We start from the raw sequence: 17875 nt of genomic DNA on the forward strand, positions 1-17875 counted from the left end.
TTTCAACCCCTTACCCCTAATCGACGCACAGCCGTAACCGCCATGAACACCAGATACCTCCTGCCTCTTACGCTGGCCCTTGCGCTGGCCGGATGCGCCGCCGTGGGCCCGGACTACCAGGTGCCCCCCGGATCGGTGGCCGAGCGGCAGAGCGCGCAGGCGCCCTTCACGCAGGCGCGCGAGGCGGCGTTCCGGCAGGATGCGGTGCCTGGCCACTGGTGGCGCCTGTACGACGACCCCGTGCTGGATGGCCTGGTGGAGAAAGCCCTGGCCGCCAACACCGACCTGCGCGTGGCCAGCGCCAACCTGGAACGGGCCCAGGCCGCCGTGCGTGAAGCGCAGGCGCAGCAGCAGCCGTCCATCGGTGTCAATGCCTCGCCCACTTTCGGCCACGTGTCCGGCCTGCAGGAACTGCAGCCCGGCATCGATCCGCCCAACCGCTGGTCCTATTCCATGGGCGCCAGCGTGTCGTACCAGCTGGACCTGTTCGGCCAGATCCGCCGCGCCGTGGAAGCGGCCAGCGGCGACGAGCAGGCCGCGCAGGCCGCCTATGACGCCACCCGCGTCACCGTCGCCGCCGAGACCGCCCGGGCCTACGCCAATATGTGCGCGGCCGGCATGCAGCTGGCCTCCGCCCAGCATTCGGTGCAGGTGCAGAAGCAATCGCTGGACGCGGTGGACCGGCTGCAACGCGCCGGCCGCGGCACCACGCTGGACGTGACCCGCGCCCGCAGCCAGCTTGAACAGCTGCAGGCCAACCTGCCGCCATTCCAGGCCCAGCAGCGCACCGCGCTGTACCGCCTGGCGGCGCTGACCGGCCAGACGCCGGGCCAGATCCCGCCCGCGCTGCTGCAATGCGCCCAGGCCCCGCGCCTGACCAAGACCATCCCCGTGGGCGACGGCGCCGAACTGCTGCGCCGCCGTCCGGACATCCGCCAGGCCGAACGCACGCTGGCCGCGGCCACCGCGCGCATCGGCGTGGCTACAGCGGACCTGTATCCGAAGATCTCTCTGGGCTTGTCGGCGGCCTCGGGCGGTCCGGCCGCCATGTTCGGCGACCGCGGCACCTTCAGCTGGAGCGTCGGTCCGCTGATCTCCTGGACCATCCCCAACACTGGCGCCGCGCAGGCCCGCATCGCCGAGGCCCAGGCCAGCACCAAGGCCGCGGCGGCACGCTTTGACGCCACCGTGCTGAACGCCCTGCGGGAAACGGAAAGCGCGCTGGTGGTCTACGCGCGTCAGCTGGACCGCGACGCCGCCCTGCGCGCCGCGCGCGACCAGAGCGCCGAGGCCGCCTCGCAGGCCAGCCGCCTGTTCCAGTACGGCAAGACCGACTACCTGACCGTGCTGGACGCCGAGCGCACGCTGGCCAGCAATGAAAGCGCGCTGGCCGCCTCGCAGGCCGACCTCAGCAGCGACCAGATCGCGCTGTTCCTGGCGCTGGGCGGCGGCTGGGAAAAATGATCAATGCACCGGGGTGCCGTCGGGCGGCGTCTGGTTAAGACCCAGCGCGGCCTCCCAGCTGCGCAACGGCACGCAGGTCTTCAAGCGCACGATGGCGCGCTCGATCAGCGCCGGATGCAACGCGTGCCCCACCTGGGTGGCGATGTCGATGGTCGAGTCGCCGTGCAGCTCGGTCAGGCGCGCCTGGGCGGCCTGGATGAGCTCCACGTTCATGATCGGATCGGCGGCGCCGTGCAGCAGGTGCAACGTGGTGAACTGCGGCGCGATCTTGGGCATCTGGGCATAGCGGCCCGAGAACGCAATGACGCGACCGGCGATGCCGTCGTGCGCCTGCACCAGTTCCAGCGCCATGATCGCGCCCTGCGAAAAGCCCGCCAGCGCCGTGTCCGACTGCAGCAGGCCGAAACGGGCCTGCGCCTCGCGCACATAGGTCTCCAGGGGCGGCAAGGCCTGCGCCACGCGTTCCGGGCGGTTTTCCTCGGTCACGCCGCGTACCGAGAACCACTGCCGGCCATCGCCGCCGCCGTCGTAGGGCTCGAACCCCTGGGGCGCCAGCACCGCCGCGCTCGGGAACGCCGCGCGCACGGCTTTTGCCAGCGGTTCCATGTCGTCGGGGCTGCCGCCCACGCCGTGCAGCAGGATGAACAGCTGGCGCACGTCGACGCCGGCGTTGGGAAGAAATTCGATAGAAGTGGAAGACGCCATGAAACTGCTCCGTGCTGGCTGGGGCCGCCGAACGGCCCCGGAATAGCCGCATTGTAAAATGCGCGCCTTGAAGCAACCTTTGCCGCACCGCCACGGACCGGCTGGCTTGCGCGGCATTGCCTGGCGGGCAGGCCCGCGCGCCCGTGCCTGATGGTCCGCCGCCGCGGCAACTTCCTACCCCAGTAATGCAAACTCCGACGACAGAATCCGGCGCCACGCCTGCCGGCCAGAACCAGCTGCATCGCGTGCTCAAGGCGCGCCACCTCACGATGATAGCGTTGGGCGGAGCCATCGGCACCGGCCTGTTCGTGGCTTCCGGCGCCGCCATCGCCCAGGCCGGCCCGGGCGGCGCGCTGCTGGTCTACCTGGCCATCGGCCTGATGGTCTACTTCATCATGACCAGCCTGGGCGAACTGGCCACCTTCATGCCGGTATCGGGTTCCTTCTGCACCTATGCCTCGCGCTACGTGGACGGCGGCTTCGGTTTCGCGCTGGGCTGGAACTTCTGGATCAGCTGGGCCACGGTGGTGGCGGTGGACGTGGTGGCCGCGCAGCTGGTCATGGCCTACTGGTTCCCCGATACGCCCGGCTGGATATGGAGCGTGGCCTTCCTGGCCCTGACCTTCGGCCTGAACGCCTTTTCGGCGCGCAGCTTCGGCGAAGCCGAATACTGGTTCGCCATCATCAAGGTCGTGGCCGTGCTGTGCTTCATCGGCGTCGGGCTGGCGATGCTGGTGGGCATCATCCACAGCGGCACGCCCGTGGGACTGGCCAACTGGTCGGTCGGCGACGCGCCCTTCGTGGGCAATGTGGCCACCTGGGTCGGCGTGGCGATGGTGGTGGCCTATTCGTTCCAGGGCACCGAACTGGTGGCCGTGGCCGCCGGCGAATCCGAAAATCCCCGCCGCAACGTGCCGCGCGCGATCAACCATGTGTTCTGGCGCATCCTGCTGTTCTACGTGCTGGCCATCCTGATCATCGGCCTGCTGCTGCCCTATACCGACCCGCAACTGCTGCGCAACGAAGTGGAAGACATCGCGGTCAGCCCCTTCACGCTGGTGTTCCAGCACGCCGGGCTGCTGTCGGCGGCCACCGTGATGAACGCCGTGATCCTGACCTCGGTGCTGTCGGCCGGCAATTCCGGCATGTACGCGGCGACGCGGATGCTGTTCAACATGGCGGTGGAAGGCCAGGCGCCCGCCCTGTTCCGGCGCGTGACGCGCAGCGGCGTGCCGCTGTATGCGCTGATGGCCACCGCGCTGCTGGCCTGCCTGTGCCTGTTCAGCCTGGTGTACAGCCCCAAGGCCGTCTACATCTGGCTGCTGAACTTCGCCGGCATGACCGAATTCATCGTCTGGCTGAGCATCGCCGTCAGCCATTACCGCTTCCGCCAGGGCTATGTGAAGCATGGCTACGACACCGCTGACCTGCCCTACAAGGCCGGCCTGTTCCCCTTCGGTCCGCTACTGGCCTTCGTCCTGTGCCTGGTGGTCACGCTGGGCCAGAACTACCAGGCCTTCCTGCAAGACCGCATCGACTGGATCGGCGTGATCTCCACCTACCTGGCGATCCCGCTGTTCCTGGCCTTGTGGATCGGCCACCGGCTGGTGCGCAAATCGCACTGGATCCGGTACGAGGATATGCGGTTTTATGGGTTGGACCTGGATCGCGCGGCGGGTGTGGCGGCCTCGGCAGCTACTAGTGAGAACGCCCGCGCTTAGTTGCGATCCGCCTGCCTGAAGCAACAAAATCGTATCCAACACGGCCCACCCCTCTGCATCGAAAGGTGTACGGGTGGGTTTTCTTTTAGTTCGCGGCATGCTCCGCCCCCTTTAAATACTGTACATATATACAGTTATAATGGCTCATCGGCCACTTCCACCGGGTTCCTATCTCCCGGCAACCGATTTGCCATGCAGTCCCCAGAACGTATCCATCCCGCGTTGTGGCGCGCCACCCAGTTGGCTCAAGGCGCCGCCCGCACCCTGCCCACCGGGCATGCCGCGCTTTCGGCCGAGCTGCCAGACGGCGGCTGGCCGCTGGGTTCCCTGAACGAATTGCTGGTCCCGCACCCCGGCATCGGCGAAATCCGCCTGCTGCGTCCGGCGCTGGCCCAACTGGAAACGCGCCGCGCCATTGCGCTGGTGCAGCCGCCGCACGCGCCCCACATCGCCAGCTGGATGAGCTGGCGGCTGGATCCCCGTCAATTGCTCTGGGTGGCGCCGGAAAAACCCGTGGACGCGCTCTGGGCCGCCGAACAGATCCTGAAGAACGGCAGTTGCGGCGCCCTGATCTGCTGGCTGCCTCATGTGCGCCCCGAATCCCTGCGCCGCCTGCACCTGGCCGCCCAGGCCAGCGACCTGCTGTTCATCGCGGTGCGCCCCAGCAGCGCGGCGCAGAACGCCACGCCCGCGCCCTTGCGGCTGGCGCTGGCGCCGGCCGCGGGCGGCCTGTCCGTCCATATCCTGAAGCGCCGCGGACCCGCCTGCGACACGCCGCTGTACGTGGGCCTGGACACCGGCGCCACCATTCCTGTTTCTCCCCGCCATGCGCCTCTGGATCGCCGCCTTCCTGCGCTGCCTGCCGCTGGACGCACTGCGCCCGCACTGGCCGCTTGAGGGGCAGGCGTTCGCGGTCCTGGAACAGGAACGCGTCGCCGCCCTGACGCCCGCCGCCCGCCGCGCCGGCGTCAAGCCGGGCATGCGCCGCGCGGGCGCGGCCGCCATCGCTCCCGAGGTCGAGCTGCTGCCCCGCGATGCCCAGGCCGAGTCCGAAGCCTTGCAGGGCGCGGCGCTGGCGCTGCTGCAATACACGCCCGAAATCGCCCTGGCCGACGGCGACACGCTGCTCCTGAACGTGAGCGCCAGCCTGATGCTCTTCCGCGGCCCCAAGGCGCTGCACCGGCGGGTCGCCGCCACCTTGCGCGCCCTGGACCTGCACGTGTCGCTAGGCATGGCGCCGACCGCCGCCGGCGCCTGGCTGCTGGCGCGCAGCCCCGGCCGGCGCGCGCCCCGCCGTACCCTCACGCTGCCCACGCTGACCCGGCGGCTGGACGCCCTGCCGCTAGCCCTGCTGCCGCAGGCGCAGGCCCGCCGCGACTGGCTCGACGACATCGGCTGCCATACCCTGGCGGACCTGCGCGCCCTGCCGCGCGCGGGGCTGCAGCGGCGCAGCGCCCCCGAAATGCTGCAGGCCCTGGACGCCGCCTACGGCCTGGCGCCCGAGCTCCACCGCTGGGTCGAACCGCCACACCAGTTCTCGCGCCGCATCGAACTCACCGACTACGTCGAGCACACCGACGCGGTGCTCGCGGTGGCGCGCCGCCTGGCCGAACAGCTGGGCGGCTGGCTCAGCGCCCGGCAACTGGCGGTACGCCGCGTGGTGCTCAGCATGGAACACGAACGCGGCCGCCACGCCCGGCCGCCCACCGAACTGGAACTGGCCCTGGCCCAGCCGGTCTGGCAGGCGCCGCAGATCCTCCACCTGCTGCGGGAAAAGCTGGCGCGCTTCACGCTGGAAGCGCCCGTGATCGCCGTGGCGCTGCTGGCGCCCGACACGGTCGAGCAGCCCGCCGCCAGCACCACCCTGTTCCCCGAGCCCGGCGGCACGCCTGCCGACCATGCCCGGCTGCTGGACCTGCTGGTGGCGCGGCTGGGCCGCGACCAGGTGCGCCACGCCCACCCGGTACCCGACCACCGCCCCGAGGCCGCCAACGCCTGGGGCGACGCGCTGTCGCCGCCCCAACGCCCCGCGCCCCTGCCCGCCCTGCTGGACCGCCCCTTCTGGCTGCTGGACCCGCCGCTGCCCTTGAAGCTGTCCGGCCACCGGCCGCAATACGGCGGCCAGGCGCTGCGCCTGATGCGCGGCCCCGAACGCATCGAAAGCGGCTGGTGGGATCCGGCCTTGACCGTGCGCGACTACTTCGTCGCCGAGGACGCCGCCGCCGCGCGCTACTGGATCTACCGCGAGCGCGACGACGAGCACGCCCGCTGGTTCCTGCATGGGCTCTACGCCTGAAACGCCATGCGCATGGACGACGACGACACCCCCGGCATCCTGGCGCAGTTGCCCGGCTACGCCGAGCTGCAATGCCAGTCCAACTTCTCTTTCCTGCAGGGCGCTTCGCACCCCGAGGAACTGGTCGAACGCGCCGCCGAACTGGGCTACGCCGCGCTCGCCATCACCGATGAATGCTCGCTGGCGGGCGTGGTCCGCGCCCACGTGGAGGCCAAGGCCCGCAAGCTGCCGCTCATCATCGGCGCCACCTTCCAGCTGCGCGCCGCGCCCGACGCCGCGCCACTGGGCCTGACCCTGCTGGCGCAGACGCGCGAGGGCTACGGCAACCTGTCCGAACTGATCACCCTGGCCCGCACCCGCGCGCCCAAGGGCGAATACCAGCTGGCGCCCGAAGACCTTACCCATCCTCCCAGCGGCCACGCCCACCTGCGCCACCTGCCCGAATGCCTGGCCATCCTGAGCCCCGCCTACGGCACCGACGCCGACCGCATGGCCGAGCAGGCGCGCTGGCTGGCACGCGTCTTCCCCCACCGCGCCTGGGTGGGGCTGACCTTGCTGCACCGCTCGCGCGACGACCTGCACCGCGCCGCGGTCGAGCACGCCGCGCAGGCCGCGGACCTGCCCATCGTGGCGCTGGGCCAGGTGCAGATGCATCTGCGTTCGCGCAAGCCGCTGCACGACACGCTGACCGGCATCCGCACTCGCCAACCGGTATCGCAATGCGGCTATGAACTGTCCGGCAACGCCGAACAGCACCTGCGTACGCGCATGCGCCTGGCCAACCTGTACCCGCCGCAAGCGCTGGCCCAGACGCTGGCCGTGGCCCGCCGCTGCGCCTTCTCATTGGACGAGCTGCGCTACGAATACCCGGACGAAATCATTCCGCGCGGCCACACGCCGGCCACCTATCTGCGCCAGGAAACCTTGGCCGGGGCCGCCCGCCGCTTTCCTTCAGGCACGCCGGACAGCGTCACCGCGCAGATCGAAAAAGAGCTGGCCCTGATCACGGACCTGCACTACGAAGCCTATTTCCTCACCGTCTACGACATCGTCCAGTACGCCCGCGGCGAGGGCATCCTGTGCCAGGGCCGCGGGTCCGCCGCCAACTCCGCGGTCTGCTACTGCCTGGGCATCACCGAAGTGGATCCGGTGCGCGGCAACAACCTGTTCGAACGCTTCATCAGCAAGGAGCGCAACGAGCCGCCCGACATCGACGTGGACTTCGAGCACCAGCGCCGCGAAGAAGTCATCCAGTACATCTACCGCAAGTACGGCCGCGAACGCGCCGCGCTCACCGCCGTGGTCATTTCCTACCGGCCGCGCAGCGTGCTGCGCGATACCGGTTGCGCGCTGGGCGTGGACGCAGGCGTCATCGACGCCGTGGCGCGCGCCCACCAATGGTGGGACGGCAAGAAGGAAATGCTGCGCACCCTGGGCGCCTGCGGCCTGGACCCGGAATCGCAGGTGGCGCGCCAGTGGGCGGCGCTGGCGCAGACCCTGATGGGCTTTCCGCGTCACCTGTCGCAGCACCCCGGCGGCTTCGTGATTTCACGCGGCAAGCTGTCGCGTCTGGTGCCCATCGAAAACGCCGCCATGGCAGACCGCAGCGTCGTGCAATGGGACAAGGACGACCTGGATGCGCTGGGCCTGCTGAAAGTGGACGTGCTGGCGCTGGGCATGCTGTCGGCCCTGCGCCGCACGCTGGAGCTGGCCGGCCAGCGCCGCGGCCAACCCTTGCGGCTGCAGGACATACCCGCCAGCGACACGCCCACCTACGACATGATCTGCGACGCCGACACCATAGGCGTGTTCCAGATCGAATCCCGCGCCCAGATGACCATGTTGCCGCGGCTGCGTCCGCGCGAATACTACGACCTGGTGGTGCAGGTGGCCATCGTGCGCCCAGGCCCGATCCAGGGCGGCATGGTCCATCCCTACCTGCGCCGCCGCCAGGGCAAGGAACCCGAAACCTATCCCAGCGAAAAAGTGCGCGGCGTGCTCAGCCGCACCATGGGCGTGCCCATCTTCCAGGAACAGGTCATGCAGATCGCCGTGGTGGCCGCTGGCTTCACGCCGGGCGAATCCGACCAGTTGCGCCGCTCCATGGCGGCCTGGAAGCGCAAGGGCGGCGTGGACAAGTACCGCAGCAAACTGGTCGGCGGCCTGCTGGCCCATGGCTACAAACTGGATTTCGCCGAGGCGCTGTTCCGGCAGATCGAAGGCTTCGGCGAATACGGCTTCCCCGAAAGCCACGCCGCCAGCTTCGCCCTGCTGGCCTATGCCAGTTCTTGGCTCAAGCGGCACGAGCCCGAAGCCTTCCTGGCCGCCCTGCTCAACTCCCAGCCCATGGGCTTCTACGCCCCCGCGCAACTGGTGCAGGACGCCCGCCGCCACGGCGTCTGCGTGCTGCCGGCGGACGTCACGGTCAGCGGCTGGGACTCGGCCCTGGAGACCCTGCCCGACGGTCATCCTGGCGCCCGCCGGCCCCCCCATCCGCACGCGCCCGCCGCCGACGGCACCCGTCCCGCCGTCAGGCTGGGACTGAGCCTGATCCAGGGCATGCGCGAAGACGCCGCCCGGCGCATCGAAGACGCGCGCGCTGCCGCCCCTTTTACCGACACCGGCGACCTGGCCCGCCGCGCCGCGCTCGGCCGCCATGACCTGAACTCGCTGGCCGCCGGCGACGCCCTGCGCACGCTGGCCGGCCATCGCCGCCAGGCCAGCTGGGAAGCCGCCGCCAGCGTGCAGAGCCGCGACCTGCTGCGCGACGCCGCCATCCAGGAAACCCAGGCGCCACAGCTGGCCGCCCCGTCCGAGGGCCAGGCCGTGGCGGCCGACTACCGCAGCGTGGGCCTGACGCTGCGCAGCCACCCGGTGGCCTTGCTGCGCCCCCAGCTCGCGGCGCGCAACTTCCAGCCCGCCTCGGTGCTGAACAGCTACCCCGACAAGCGCGTGGCCCGCGCCTGCGGCATCGTCACCGTGCGCCAACGTCCCCAAACCTCCAAGGGCGTGATCTTCGTCACGCTGGAAGACGAGACCGGCCCCGTCAACGTGGTCGTGCGCCCGGAACTCATAGAACGCCAACGCCGCGAATTGCTGGGGTCCTCGTTGCTGGGCGTCTACGGATCCTGGCAAAGCGTGGACGGCGTGCGCCACCTGATCGCGCAGCGGCTGGTGGATCTGTCCGACCTGCTGGGCGGGTTGAACACCCAGAGCCGGAATTTCCACTGACCGCTGCGGCCGCCGTTCAATCGCCGAACAGCGTGGCCATGTCCAATGCCTGCGCCATGGCCTGGTAGCCGGCATCGTTGGGATGCAGGTTATCGCCCGAGTCATACGCGGGCAGCAGCCGCGCGGGATGCGCCGGATCGCGCAGCACCGCGTCAAAATCCACCACCGCGTCGAACACGCCGCTTTCGCGGATCCAGCGGTTCACCTCCCGCCGCACCGCGTCCTTGGCCGGGTTGTAGTGGCCCGACAGCGGCGTGCCGTGCAAAGAGCCTTCATACGGCGCAATGGTGCCGCCGACGATGCGCACGCCGCGCAGGCGCGCCGCCTCTGCCAATTGCCGGTAGCCCTCGGTCAATCTGGCCGCCGTCATGGGCGCGTCGTCCGGCGCGAAGCCGCTGTCCGGCCAGCCGATGTCATTGATGCCCAGCATCATCACCACCGTGCGCACGCCCGGCTGCGACAGCACGTCGGCGTCAAACCGGGCCATCGCGTTCACCCCCATCTTGTCGCCCCAGACCCGCGCGCCCGAAATGCCCGCGTTCGCCACGCCCATGCCTTGCGGCGCCAGGCGGCGCGCCAGGAAGTCCGGCCAGCGGCGGTTGGCGCCCGGCGTCGAGCCATTGCCATCGGTCAGGGAATCCCCAAAGGCCACCACCACCGGCACGCGCTTCGGGCTTTCCACCCAGATCCCCGCCAGGAACGCCCGGCCTTGCAGCGCCTGCGCCTCAGGCAGCTCCGCCGCCGCCGTGGCATTGCCCCGGACCAGGGCGCCGGTCTGCTGCGCGCCCCAATGGAAGGTCGTCACCGGCGTTGCCTGCGGGAAGTAAAGGCTGACGGCCAGTTCGGCCAGCGCGGATACCGGCAGGTCCACCGGATCGCTGACCACCTGCGCCCCCGGCGCCACCGTCACGCTTGGCCGACCGCCAAAGGCCAGCCCGCGACTGGACGCCGGACGGATCCTGGACTGGCCCGAGGCCAGCGCCACGCTGGCCGCCCCAATCTCCAGGGGCTGAGTCCCATAGCGGTTGGACAACACCACCCGCAAGCGCGGTCCGCCCACGCTGAGCATCAGGGTCTGGCGCAGAGTCTGGCCGCGCAATTCGGCCGGCATTTCCGTGAGCAGCACGAAGGAATCCTCCCACAGCGGTTGCGGACTGGCGAACCAGGAGCTGACCCAGCTGGAACGCGCGACATCCGACTGAACAGGCGGCTGCGCGGCGGCGGCCACGGACGGCCCCAGGACCGCAAGGCCCGCGGACAGGGTAGCGGCCGAAACCAGGGAAAAAGCATTGAAGCGATTCATGACGACTCCAGAAAAAGAGAAAGTGACGTCACGATAGGTTCTTCCCAATTCCACCGGTAGAACCCTAAACTGCATACCTCTTCTTCCAAAAAGGAATGACCTTGGACACCCTGCGCGCAATGCGGGCCTTTGTCCGCGCCGTGGAGCTGGGCACCTTGTCCGCCGTCGCCCGCGAACAGGCCCTAAGCCAGCCCGCCCTGAGCAAGATCGTCGCCGCGCTGGAAAAGGACCTGAACGTGCGGCTGCTGGAACGCAGCACCACCCGCGTCGTGCCCACCGAACAAGGCAAGCGCTTCTACGAACGCGCCACGCGGGTGCTGGAGGAATACTCCGAAGCCGTCGCCGACGCCCGCGGCCAGACCGAAAAGCCCGCCGGCTTCCTGCGCATCAACGCGCCCGTGGCGCTGGGCCAGTTCCGCCTGAACGCGCTGGTCCGCGAATTCCTGGACGAATACCCCGACATCCAGGTCGAACTGATCCTGAACGACCGGTTCGTGGACCTGGTGGAAGAAGGCGTGGACGTGGCGCTGCGGCTGGGCGGCAATCTGCCGCCCAACGCCATCGCCCGCAAGGCAGCCCTATCGCCGCGCTACCTGGTGGCCGCCCCCTCCTACCTGGCGCAGCGCGGCAAGCCCCGCGCGCCCCGCGATCTGGCCGCGCACGAATACGTGCGCTTTGCCTGGCTGGCTGCCGGCGACACCCTGGAACTGCACCAGGGCGCCACCCTAGCCACCGTCCAGACCCAGGGGCGCTTCCGCGTCAACAACGCCCTGGCCATCCGCGAAAGCCTGGCCATGGGCGCCGGCATCGGCCTATGCCCCGCGTGGCTGGTGCAGGATCTGGTCGCCAGCGGCGAACTGTTGCGCGTGCTGCCCAAATGGAGCGCCACGCCGCAAGAGGCCTTCCTCATCTACCCGTCGCGCCGCTATCAGTCGCTGCGGGCGCGGCTGCTGATCGAGTTCCTGAATGACCGGCTGGCCCGCCTGCCCGGCATGCAAACGCCTTAACCGCAGACCGCGCGCACCAGATTCCGGTAGATGTCGCGCGCGCCTTCCAGCTGCTCCAGCGCGATGGATTCGTCGATCGTGTGGGCGTCCTCTTCGTTGCCCGGCCCCAGCCCTATCGTCGGAATGCCGCGACGTCCGGCCGATTCCGAGCCGTTGGTGCAGAACGCCCAACTGCCCACTACCGGATCCCGGCCGCTGGCGCTGACCGCCGCGCGCGCAGCCTGCAACAAGCCGGCTTGCGCATCGCAGCGCCAACCTGGCAACCACCGCGGCGGCGTGGCGTGCTGGCCGGTATAGGTCGCTACTTGATCCTCGCTGACCTGCAGGGTGAAGTCGGACAGGCCGTGGGCCGCCAGATGCCCGCGGATCTGCGCCAGCACGTCCTCCAGGCGTTCGCCCGAGACGGTGCGCCGGTCAAAGCGTATCGTCGTCGAGATCGGAATCATGGAGATCGACGGATAGGGATGCGACACGATGTCCGTCGGCACCAGCAGCGCCTGGCCCAGCACCTCGTCGTGCGGCAGCGGCAGGCTCTCCAGCGCGGCCAGCGCCCGGGCCGCCGCATGCAGGGGATTGACGCCGATGTGCGGCGTCGCCGCGTGCGCCGGCTTGCCGTGGAAGGTCAGCAGCAGTTCCACGCGCCCTTTCTGGCCTGCCTTGATCTGCAACTTTGACGGCTCGCAGATGACCACCGCCTGCGGCGTGCAGAGGTCCAGCACCGAAGCCAGCGCATGCCCTTCAATGACTTCCTCCAGCACGCTGGCCGACACCGCCACGCGGTGCTTCAAGCCATCCCGCGCCGCCTCCGCCACGCCGCAAATCGCCGCGGCAATGCCGCCCTTCATGTCGGTGCTGCCGCGCCCATACAGCCGCCCATCCCGGATTTCGGCGCCGAACGGATCGAAGCGCCAGTCGCCCGCCACCGGCACCACGTCCATGTGCCCGTCGAACAACAAGGCCACGTCCGCATCCTCGGGGCCGATCAGCCCCAGCACCGAGCCATTGCCATCGGTCGTCACCGAACTGAACCCCGCCTCGCGCATCGTCGCGGCCATCAGCGCCGCCATCTCGCCTTCCTTGCCGGAAAGGCTGGGAATGCGCACCATCGCCTGGGTCAACGCAACTACGTCCAGAGTCATCATCATTCCTGTCTGAAAGTGGCGGGCGCGGCGCGCCCGCCGATGTAGAGAAGCCGCCTAGCGGTTGACCAGGCTCTTCGGCACGCGGTACACCAGCACCGCCCCGATCAACGTGAAGCTGGCCAGGAAGTACATGCCCCAATCCGTCGAACCGGTCAGATCCTTGATCCAGCCGATCGCATAGGGGCTGACAAAGGCCGCCAAGCCGGCGAAGGAATTGATCCCGGCTATGCCCGCCGCGGCGCTCTTGCCTTCCAGGAACGCCGTCGGCAGGCTCCAAAACAAGGGCGAGCACACCATGCAGCCGGCGGCCGCCACCGACAGCATGGCCACGGCCAGCATCGGGTTATGGCTGAACAGCGTGCTCAGCGCCAAGCCCGTCCCGCCCACCAGAAACGGCACGATCATGTGCCAGCGGCGCTCGCGCACTGCATCCGAATGGCGGCACACCAGCACCATCGAGATCACCGCGCAGACGTTCGGCACCGCCGTCAGCAGGCCGATGTCCAGCAGCGACACCACGCCGGTCGAACGGATCACCGACGGAATCCAGAACGCCAGGCCCGACAGGCTGGATACCGTGCAATAGCAGATCAGCGCCATATGCACGACGCGCCGGTCCTTGAGCAAGGTCAGCATCGATACGTGTTCGGTCTTGGCGGTCTTCTCGCTCTGCAGGTTCTGGCCCAGCCGCGACTTCTCCGAAGGCGACAGCCAGCGCGCGTCGTCGATGCGGTCATCCAGGTACCAGAACACCGCCAGGCCCAGCAGCACCGAAGGGATGGCCTCGATGATGAACATCCACTGCCAGCCAGCCATGCCGTGCGTGTCATGGAAAGCCTCCATCACCCAGCCCGACAGCGGCCCGCCCAGGATGCCGGCGAACGGCACCGCCGTCATGAACACCGCCACGATCTGGCCGCGCCGGTTCGACGGAAACCAATAGGTCAGGTACAGGATGATCCCGGGATAGAACCCGGCCTCGGCCGCCCCCAGCAGGAAGCGCAGGATGTAGAACTGCGTCGGCGTCTGCGTCAGGGCCATGGCGGCCGAGATGATGCCCCACAGGATCATGATGCGCGCCAGCGTCTTCTTCGCGCCGATGCGGTGCATCAGCACATTGCTCGGCACCTCGAACAGGAAATAGCCGATGAAGAAAATGCCCGCGCCCAGGCCGTACACCGTTTCGCTGAACTTCAGGTCATCCAGCATCTGCAACTTGGCAAAGCCGACGTTCACCCGGTCCAGGAACGCCGCGATGTAGCACACCATCAAGAACGGCAGCAGCCGCCACGCCACCTTCCGATACAGCGCATCATCCCGCGCCGCCAGGGGATCCTTGTCTGCGGCAACCGGAGGCGCCGCAATGCTCTCGACTGACTGGTCCATATTTTCACCTTGGGGTCTGTATTTTTTTAGGCCGAACGCTCCCCTGCAGGCGCTCGGGGCGCCCGCATGCTGTTTTTTATGGGAAGGGAACGTCCGGGCCGGTTATGCGGACGGTCTATCGACAGTCCGCGCTGGCCGCGCCGCAGGTCAGGCGGTTACCGCCACCTCCGGCGCAGGTTCCACCGCGCCTCTGCGTTCCGTGATCAGGCCGTAAGCCTCGGGACGCCGGTGGCGGTCGAAATTGAAAGTCGTGCTCTTGTAGGACAGGCACAGGTCCAGGTCGCAGCGCGCGATCGCCAGCTCATCGCCCTTGGTCGAGCAGGCGGCAACGATCTCGCCCGACGGCGCGATGATGCAGCTGCCGCCGATCATCTCGCAGCCCTCTTCCTTGCCGGCCTTGGCCACGCCCACCACCCAGGTGCCGTTCTGATAGGCGCCCGCCTGCATCACCAGATGGTTGTGGAACATGGACAGGTCGTCATGCTCGGGCGCCGGCGGGTTGTGCACCGGCGTGTTGTAGCCGAGCAGGATCATTTCCGCGCCTTGCAAGCCCATGACCCGATAGGTCTCGGACCAGCGGCGGTCGTTGCACAAGGCCATGCCCATCACGCCGCCAAAGCCGCGCCAGACGTCGAACGATGCGCCCGGCTCGAAATAGTGCTTCTCCAGGTGCTGGAAAGCGCGCCACGGCTCGTGTTCGGCATGTCCGGGCAAATGCACCTTGCGGTACTTGCCGATGATGTCGCCGTTCTGGTTCACCAGGATAGACGTGTTGAAGCGGCGCTTGACGCCCTGCTCCACCGCCAGCTCCGCATAGCCCAGGTAAAAGCCTATGCCCAGCTTGCGCGCGGTCTCGAACAGTACCCGGGTCTGCGGACCCGGCATCTCGCTTTCATAGAACGCGTCGATCTCGGCCGGATCTTCCATGTACCAGCGCGGGAAGAAAGTCGTCAGCGCCAGCTCCGGAAAAACCACCAGTTGGCAACCCATGGCATGGGCCTGGCGCAGATGCGCGAGCAGGCGCTCGACGACGTCGCGACGCGAGTCGCTGCGCTGGATCGGCCCCAGCTGCGCGGCCGCGACATTGATGATGCGTGACATGTTCAGTCTCCTACGGTTTCATTGTTCTGCGAGTTCGAGCATCAGTTCCAGCAACACGCCGGCGCCCGCCTCGATATCCTGGTCCTGCGTGAATTCAGCGACGTTGTGCGACAGCCCGCCCACGCTGGGCACGAACACCATGCCCGTGGGGCACATGCGCGCCAGCATCTGGGCATCGTGTCCGGCGCCGCTGGGCAGCCGCCGCACGCGGTGCCCGCCGCTGCGCGCGATGTCCTCGACCCGGCCGACGATGGCCTCGTCGAACGCCACCGGCGCGAAATCGGCCAGCACCCGATGGCTCAGTTCCACCCCCTCAGCCGCCGCAGCCTGCGCCGCGTACGTCATGCAGCGCGCAATCGCCTCCTGCAAGGCCGCACCGTCGGTGTTGCGCAGGTCCAGCGTGAAGGTCGCGCGGTTGGGAATGACGTTGATCAGGTTGGGAAACAGATTCACCTGCCCCACGGTCGCCAACTGGCCCGCCCCCAACTCGACGGTCAGATCCCGCGCAAAGCACGCAATGCGCGCCGCCACGATGCCGGCGTCATGGCGCAACTCCATCGGCGTGGTGCCGGCATGGTTGGACACGCCGCGCACGGTGAACTCGATCCAGTGGATGCCCTGCACGCCCGTCACCGCGCCGATGGTGTAGCCCTCGTGCTCCAGCACCGGTCCCTGTTCCACGTGCAGTTCGACAAAGGCGTGCACCTGGTTATTGCCTACCGGGGCCGTCCCGGCATAGCCGATGCGGGCCAGGTTCTCGCCCACCGTGGTGCCGTCTATGCCGACCGTGGCCAGCGCGTCCTCCAGCGCCAGGTCACCCTGGAACACCAGGCTGCCCATCATGTCGGGCGCAAAGCGCGCGCCTTCCTCGTTGGTGAAGAACGCCACCGCTATCGGTCTTTCAGTGACCACGCCTGCGTCGTTCAAGGCCGCGACCACTTCCAGCCCGGCCAGCACCCCCAGGTTGCCGTCATAGCGGCCGCCGGTGCGCACCGTGTCGATGTGCGACCCCGTCATCACGGGCGGACCGGCCTTGCGCCCGGCCCGCAGGCCCACCACATTGCCGATGCCGTCCACCGTCACGGCCAGGCCCAGTTCGCGCATCCACCGCACCACCAGATCGCGTCCCTGCCGGTCGGCGTCCGTCAGCGCCAGGCGGCAAACGCCGCCGCCCTCGATGGCGCCGACCTGCGCCAGGTCCGCAATGCGGCGCAACAACCGGGCGCCGTCGACCCGCACGGCCTGCCGGCCTGCCTCAAGCGCGGCGCCAGTCATGCCATGGCCTCGGCTTCGACCTCGGCAGCGCTCTTGCCGACGATGCGTTGATACAGTTCCGGGTCGGTCGCCCCTTCGCTGCCGAACACCAGCACACGGCTGCCAGCGTCCAGGCCCAGCGCATCGCGTACCGCCGGATCGGCCAGCGCCGCCAGGCAGCCGGTCAGTCCCGCCACGGCCGACTCGCCGGCAACGATGGGCGCATCGCCATACTTGCCGCTCGCCAACAGACGCACCGTCTCCAGCGCCGCCTCGTCGTCAACCGTCAGGAAAGCCTGCGCGCCGGGATGCAGCACCTCCCACGCCAGCAGCGATACTTCACCGCAGGCCAGCCCGGCCATCACGGTATCCAGATCGCCGTGCACCGCCACCGGCTTGCCGGCGCGGGCGCTCTCGTACAGGCAGGCCGCCTTGTCCGGCTCCACCACGATGAAACGCGGACGGCGCTCGCCCAGCTGCTCCCAGAAATGCGCGCACACCGCGGCCGCCAGCCCGCCCACGCCGCCTTGCAGGAACACGTGCGTCGGCAACTCGCCATCGCCCGCCTCGCGCAGCTGGCGCAGTGCCTCGTCGGCCATCACGGCGTATCCCTGCATCACGTCCTTGGGCACCTCCATATAGCCGGGATAAGAAGTATCCGAGACCACATAGCGCCCAAGCCGCGCCGCGTCTTGCGCCGCCTGGCGCACCGAGTCGTCGTAGTTCCCCGGCGTGCGCACGACCTGCGCGCCGTATTGCTCGATCGCCCGCTTGCGCCCTTCGCTGACCGTCGCGTGGATGTAGATCACGCACTGGCAACCGAAGCGTTGCGCGCCCCAGGCCACCGACCGGCCGTGGTTACCGTCCGTCGCGCAGGTCACCGTCATGGCCTGCGTCAGCTCCCGGTAGCGGCCGGACAGCAAGTCGTCCACCGACAGATCGTCGCGCCCCAGCTTGACCGCCAATTCCCGCAGCAATTGGCGGCTGACGGCATAGGCGCCGCCCAGGGCCTTGAAGCTGCCCAGCCCAAAGCGGCCGCCCTCGTCCTTGTACCGGATGCCCGCCACGCCTACGGCATGGGCCAGACCCGACAGATCGCGCAACGGCGTAGGCTGATAGCCGGGCCAGCGCCGGATCTGCGCCTCGGCCTGCGCATAGGCCTGGCCGCCCAGCACGTCCAGCTGCCGTTGGCCGTAAGGCGCGGCGGGCTCGAAGGCCGGATTGGGCGCGTACTGCAGCCGAACGTTCGGAATGGGATGGTTCAA

Annotated in this window: 13 protein-coding genes; 6 read left to right on the forward strand and 7 right to left on the reverse strand. The window is 68.8% G+C overall.

Annotated elements, in window-relative coordinates:
• The first annotated feature begins 42 nt into the window (after window positions 1–42).
• A complete protein-coding gene (locus tag IB259_RS06565) occupies window positions 43–1464 on the forward strand; it encodes an efflux transporter outer membrane subunit (RefSeq protein ID WP_192328083.1) in 1422 nt (473 codons plus the stop codon).
• Here the strand turns inward: IB259_RS06565 and ypfH are convergent, their stop codons facing one another.
• Window positions 1465–2169, reverse strand: a complete 705-nt coding sequence (ypfH, locus tag IB259_RS06570) for an esterase (protein ID WP_054453817.1) — start codon at window positions 2167–2169, stop codon at window positions 1465–1467.
• A 185-nt stretch (window positions 2170–2354) separates the two neighbouring features.
• Between ypfH and IB259_RS06575 the strand changes: the two genes are divergently transcribed.
• The 4 genes from IB259_RS06575 to IB259_RS06590 all read left to right on the forward strand — a co-directional run bounded on the left by IB259_RS06575 (window position 2355) and on the right by IB259_RS06590 (window position 9417).
• On the forward strand, window positions 2355–3890 hold the full coding sequence (locus tag IB259_RS06575; protein ID WP_119448973.1) for an amino acid permease: 1536 nt from the start codon (window positions 2355–2357) through the stop codon (window positions 3888–3890).
• 192 nt (window positions 3891–4082) lie between these two features.
• Complete coding sequence (gene imuA, locus IB259_RS06580; RefSeq protein ID WP_054453813.1) at window positions 4083–4787, forward strand: translesion DNA synthesis-associated protein ImuA; 705 nt, start codon at window positions 4083–4085, stop codon at window positions 4785–4787.
• Window positions 4717–6186: a DNA polymerase Y family protein gene (locus tag IB259_RS06585; protein ID WP_192328086.1), complete on the forward strand. Its 1470-nt coding sequence runs from the start codon at window positions 4717–4719 to the stop codon at window positions 6184–6186. Before imuA ends, IB259_RS06585 begins: the two co-directional genes overlap by 71 nt.
• A 6-nt stretch (window positions 6187–6192) precedes the next feature.
• Window positions 6193–9417, forward strand: a complete 3225-nt coding sequence (locus IB259_RS06590; protein ID WP_192328089.1) for an error-prone DNA polymerase — start codon at window positions 6193–6195, stop codon at window positions 9415–9417.
• A gap of 16 nt (window positions 9418–9433) precedes the next feature.
• Here the strand turns inward: IB259_RS06590 and IB259_RS06595 are convergent, their stop codons facing one another.
• Window positions 9434–10720 carry an SGNH/GDSL hydrolase family protein gene (locus tag IB259_RS06595; RefSeq protein ID WP_119452074.1) on the reverse strand — a complete coding sequence of 429 codons (1287 nt, stop codon included), beginning with the start codon at window positions 10718–10720 and terminating at the stop codon, window positions 9434–9436.
• A gap of 101 nt (window positions 10721–10821) precedes the next feature.
• Between IB259_RS06595 and IB259_RS06600 the strand changes: the two genes are divergently transcribed.
• On the forward strand, window positions 10822–11727 hold the full coding sequence (locus IB259_RS06600) for a LysR family transcriptional regulator (protein ID WP_119452075.1): 906 nt from the start codon (window positions 10822–10824) through the stop codon (window positions 11725–11727).
• Here the strand turns inward: IB259_RS06600 and IB259_RS06605 are convergent.
• The 5 genes from IB259_RS06605 to IB259_RS06625 all read right to left on the reverse strand — a co-directional run bounded on the left by IB259_RS06605 (window position 11724) and on the right by IB259_RS06625 (window position 17875).
• Entirely contained in the window at window positions 11724–12866 is a 1143-nt protein-coding gene (locus tag IB259_RS06605; protein WP_175213484.1) for a YgeY family selenium metabolism-linked hydrolase, read from the reverse strand. The genes IB259_RS06600 and IB259_RS06605 overlap by 4 nt on opposite strands.
• Window positions 12867–12923: 57 nt before the next feature.
• Window positions 12924–14255, reverse strand: a complete 1332-nt coding sequence (locus tag IB259_RS06610; protein ID WP_175164120.1) for an MFS transporter — start codon at window positions 14253–14255, stop codon at window positions 12924–12926.
• 147 nt (window positions 14256–14402) lie between these two features.
• Window positions 14403–15356, reverse strand: coding sequence for an N-carbamoyl-D-amino-acid hydrolase (locus tag IB259_RS06615; RefSeq protein WP_192328092.1), 954 nt, complete (start codon window positions 15354–15356; stop codon window positions 14403–14405).
• A gap of 18 nt (window positions 15357–15374) precedes the next feature.
• Window positions 15375–16631 carry a M20 family metallo-hydrolase gene (locus tag IB259_RS06620; protein WP_192328095.1) on the reverse strand — a complete coding sequence of 419 codons (1257 nt, stop codon included), beginning with the start codon at window positions 16629–16631 and terminating at the stop codon, window positions 15375–15377.
• On the reverse strand, window positions 16628–17875 hold the full coding sequence (locus tag IB259_RS06625; protein ID WP_175164124.1) for a diaminopropionate ammonia-lyase: 1248 nt from the start codon (window positions 17873–17875) through the stop codon (window positions 16628–16630). Before IB259_RS06625 ends, IB259_RS06620 begins: the two co-directional genes overlap by 4 nt.

This window comes from Achromobacter sp. ACM04 (genome assembly GCF_014851465.1).
In the GTDB taxonomy this organism is placed as follows: domain Bacteria; phylum Pseudomonadota; class Gammaproteobacteria; order Burkholderiales; family Burkholderiaceae_B; genus Achromobacter; species Achromobacter aegrifaciens.

Coding starts and splice junctions, on each gene's coding strand:
- IB259_RS06565 (WP_192328083.1), top strand. CDS start 43: ATGAACACCAGATACCTCCTGCCTCTTACGCTGGCCCTTGCGCTGGCC.
- ypfH (WP_054453817.1), bottom strand. CDS start 2,169: ATGGCGTCTTCCACTTCTATCGAATTTCTTCCCAACGCCGGCGTCGAC.
- IB259_RS06575 (WP_119448973.1), top strand. CDS start 2,355: ATGCAAACTCCGACGACAGAATCCGGCGCCACGCCTGCCGGCCAGAAC.
- imuA (WP_054453813.1), top strand. CDS start 4,083: ATGCAGTCCCCAGAACGTATCCATCCCGCGTTGTGGCGCGCCACCCAG.
- IB259_RS06585 (WP_192328086.1), top strand. CDS start 4,717: ATGCGCCTCTGGATCGCCGCCTTCCTGCGCTGCCTGCCGCTGGACGCA.
- IB259_RS06590 (WP_192328089.1), top strand. CDS start 6,193: ATGCGCATGGACGACGACGACACCCCCGGCATCCTGGCGCAGTTGCCC.
- IB259_RS06595 (WP_119452074.1), bottom strand. CDS start 10,720: ATGAATCGCTTCAATGCTTTTTCCCTGGTTTCGGCCGCTACCCTGTCC.
- IB259_RS06605 (WP_175213484.1), bottom strand. CDS start 12,866: ATGACTCTGGACGTAGTTGCGTTGACCCAGGCGATGGTGCGCATTCCC.
- IB259_RS06610 (WP_175164120.1), bottom strand. CDS start 14,255: ATGGACCAGTCAGTCGAGAGCATTGCGGCGCCTCCGGTTGCCGCAGAC.
- IB259_RS06615 (WP_192328092.1), bottom strand. CDS start 15,356: ATGTCACGCATCATCAATGTCGCGGCCGCGCAGCTGGGGCCGATCCAG.
- IB259_RS06620 (WP_192328095.1), bottom strand. CDS start 16,631: ATGACTGGCGCCGCGCTTGAGGCAGGCCGGCAGGCCGTGCGGGTCGAC.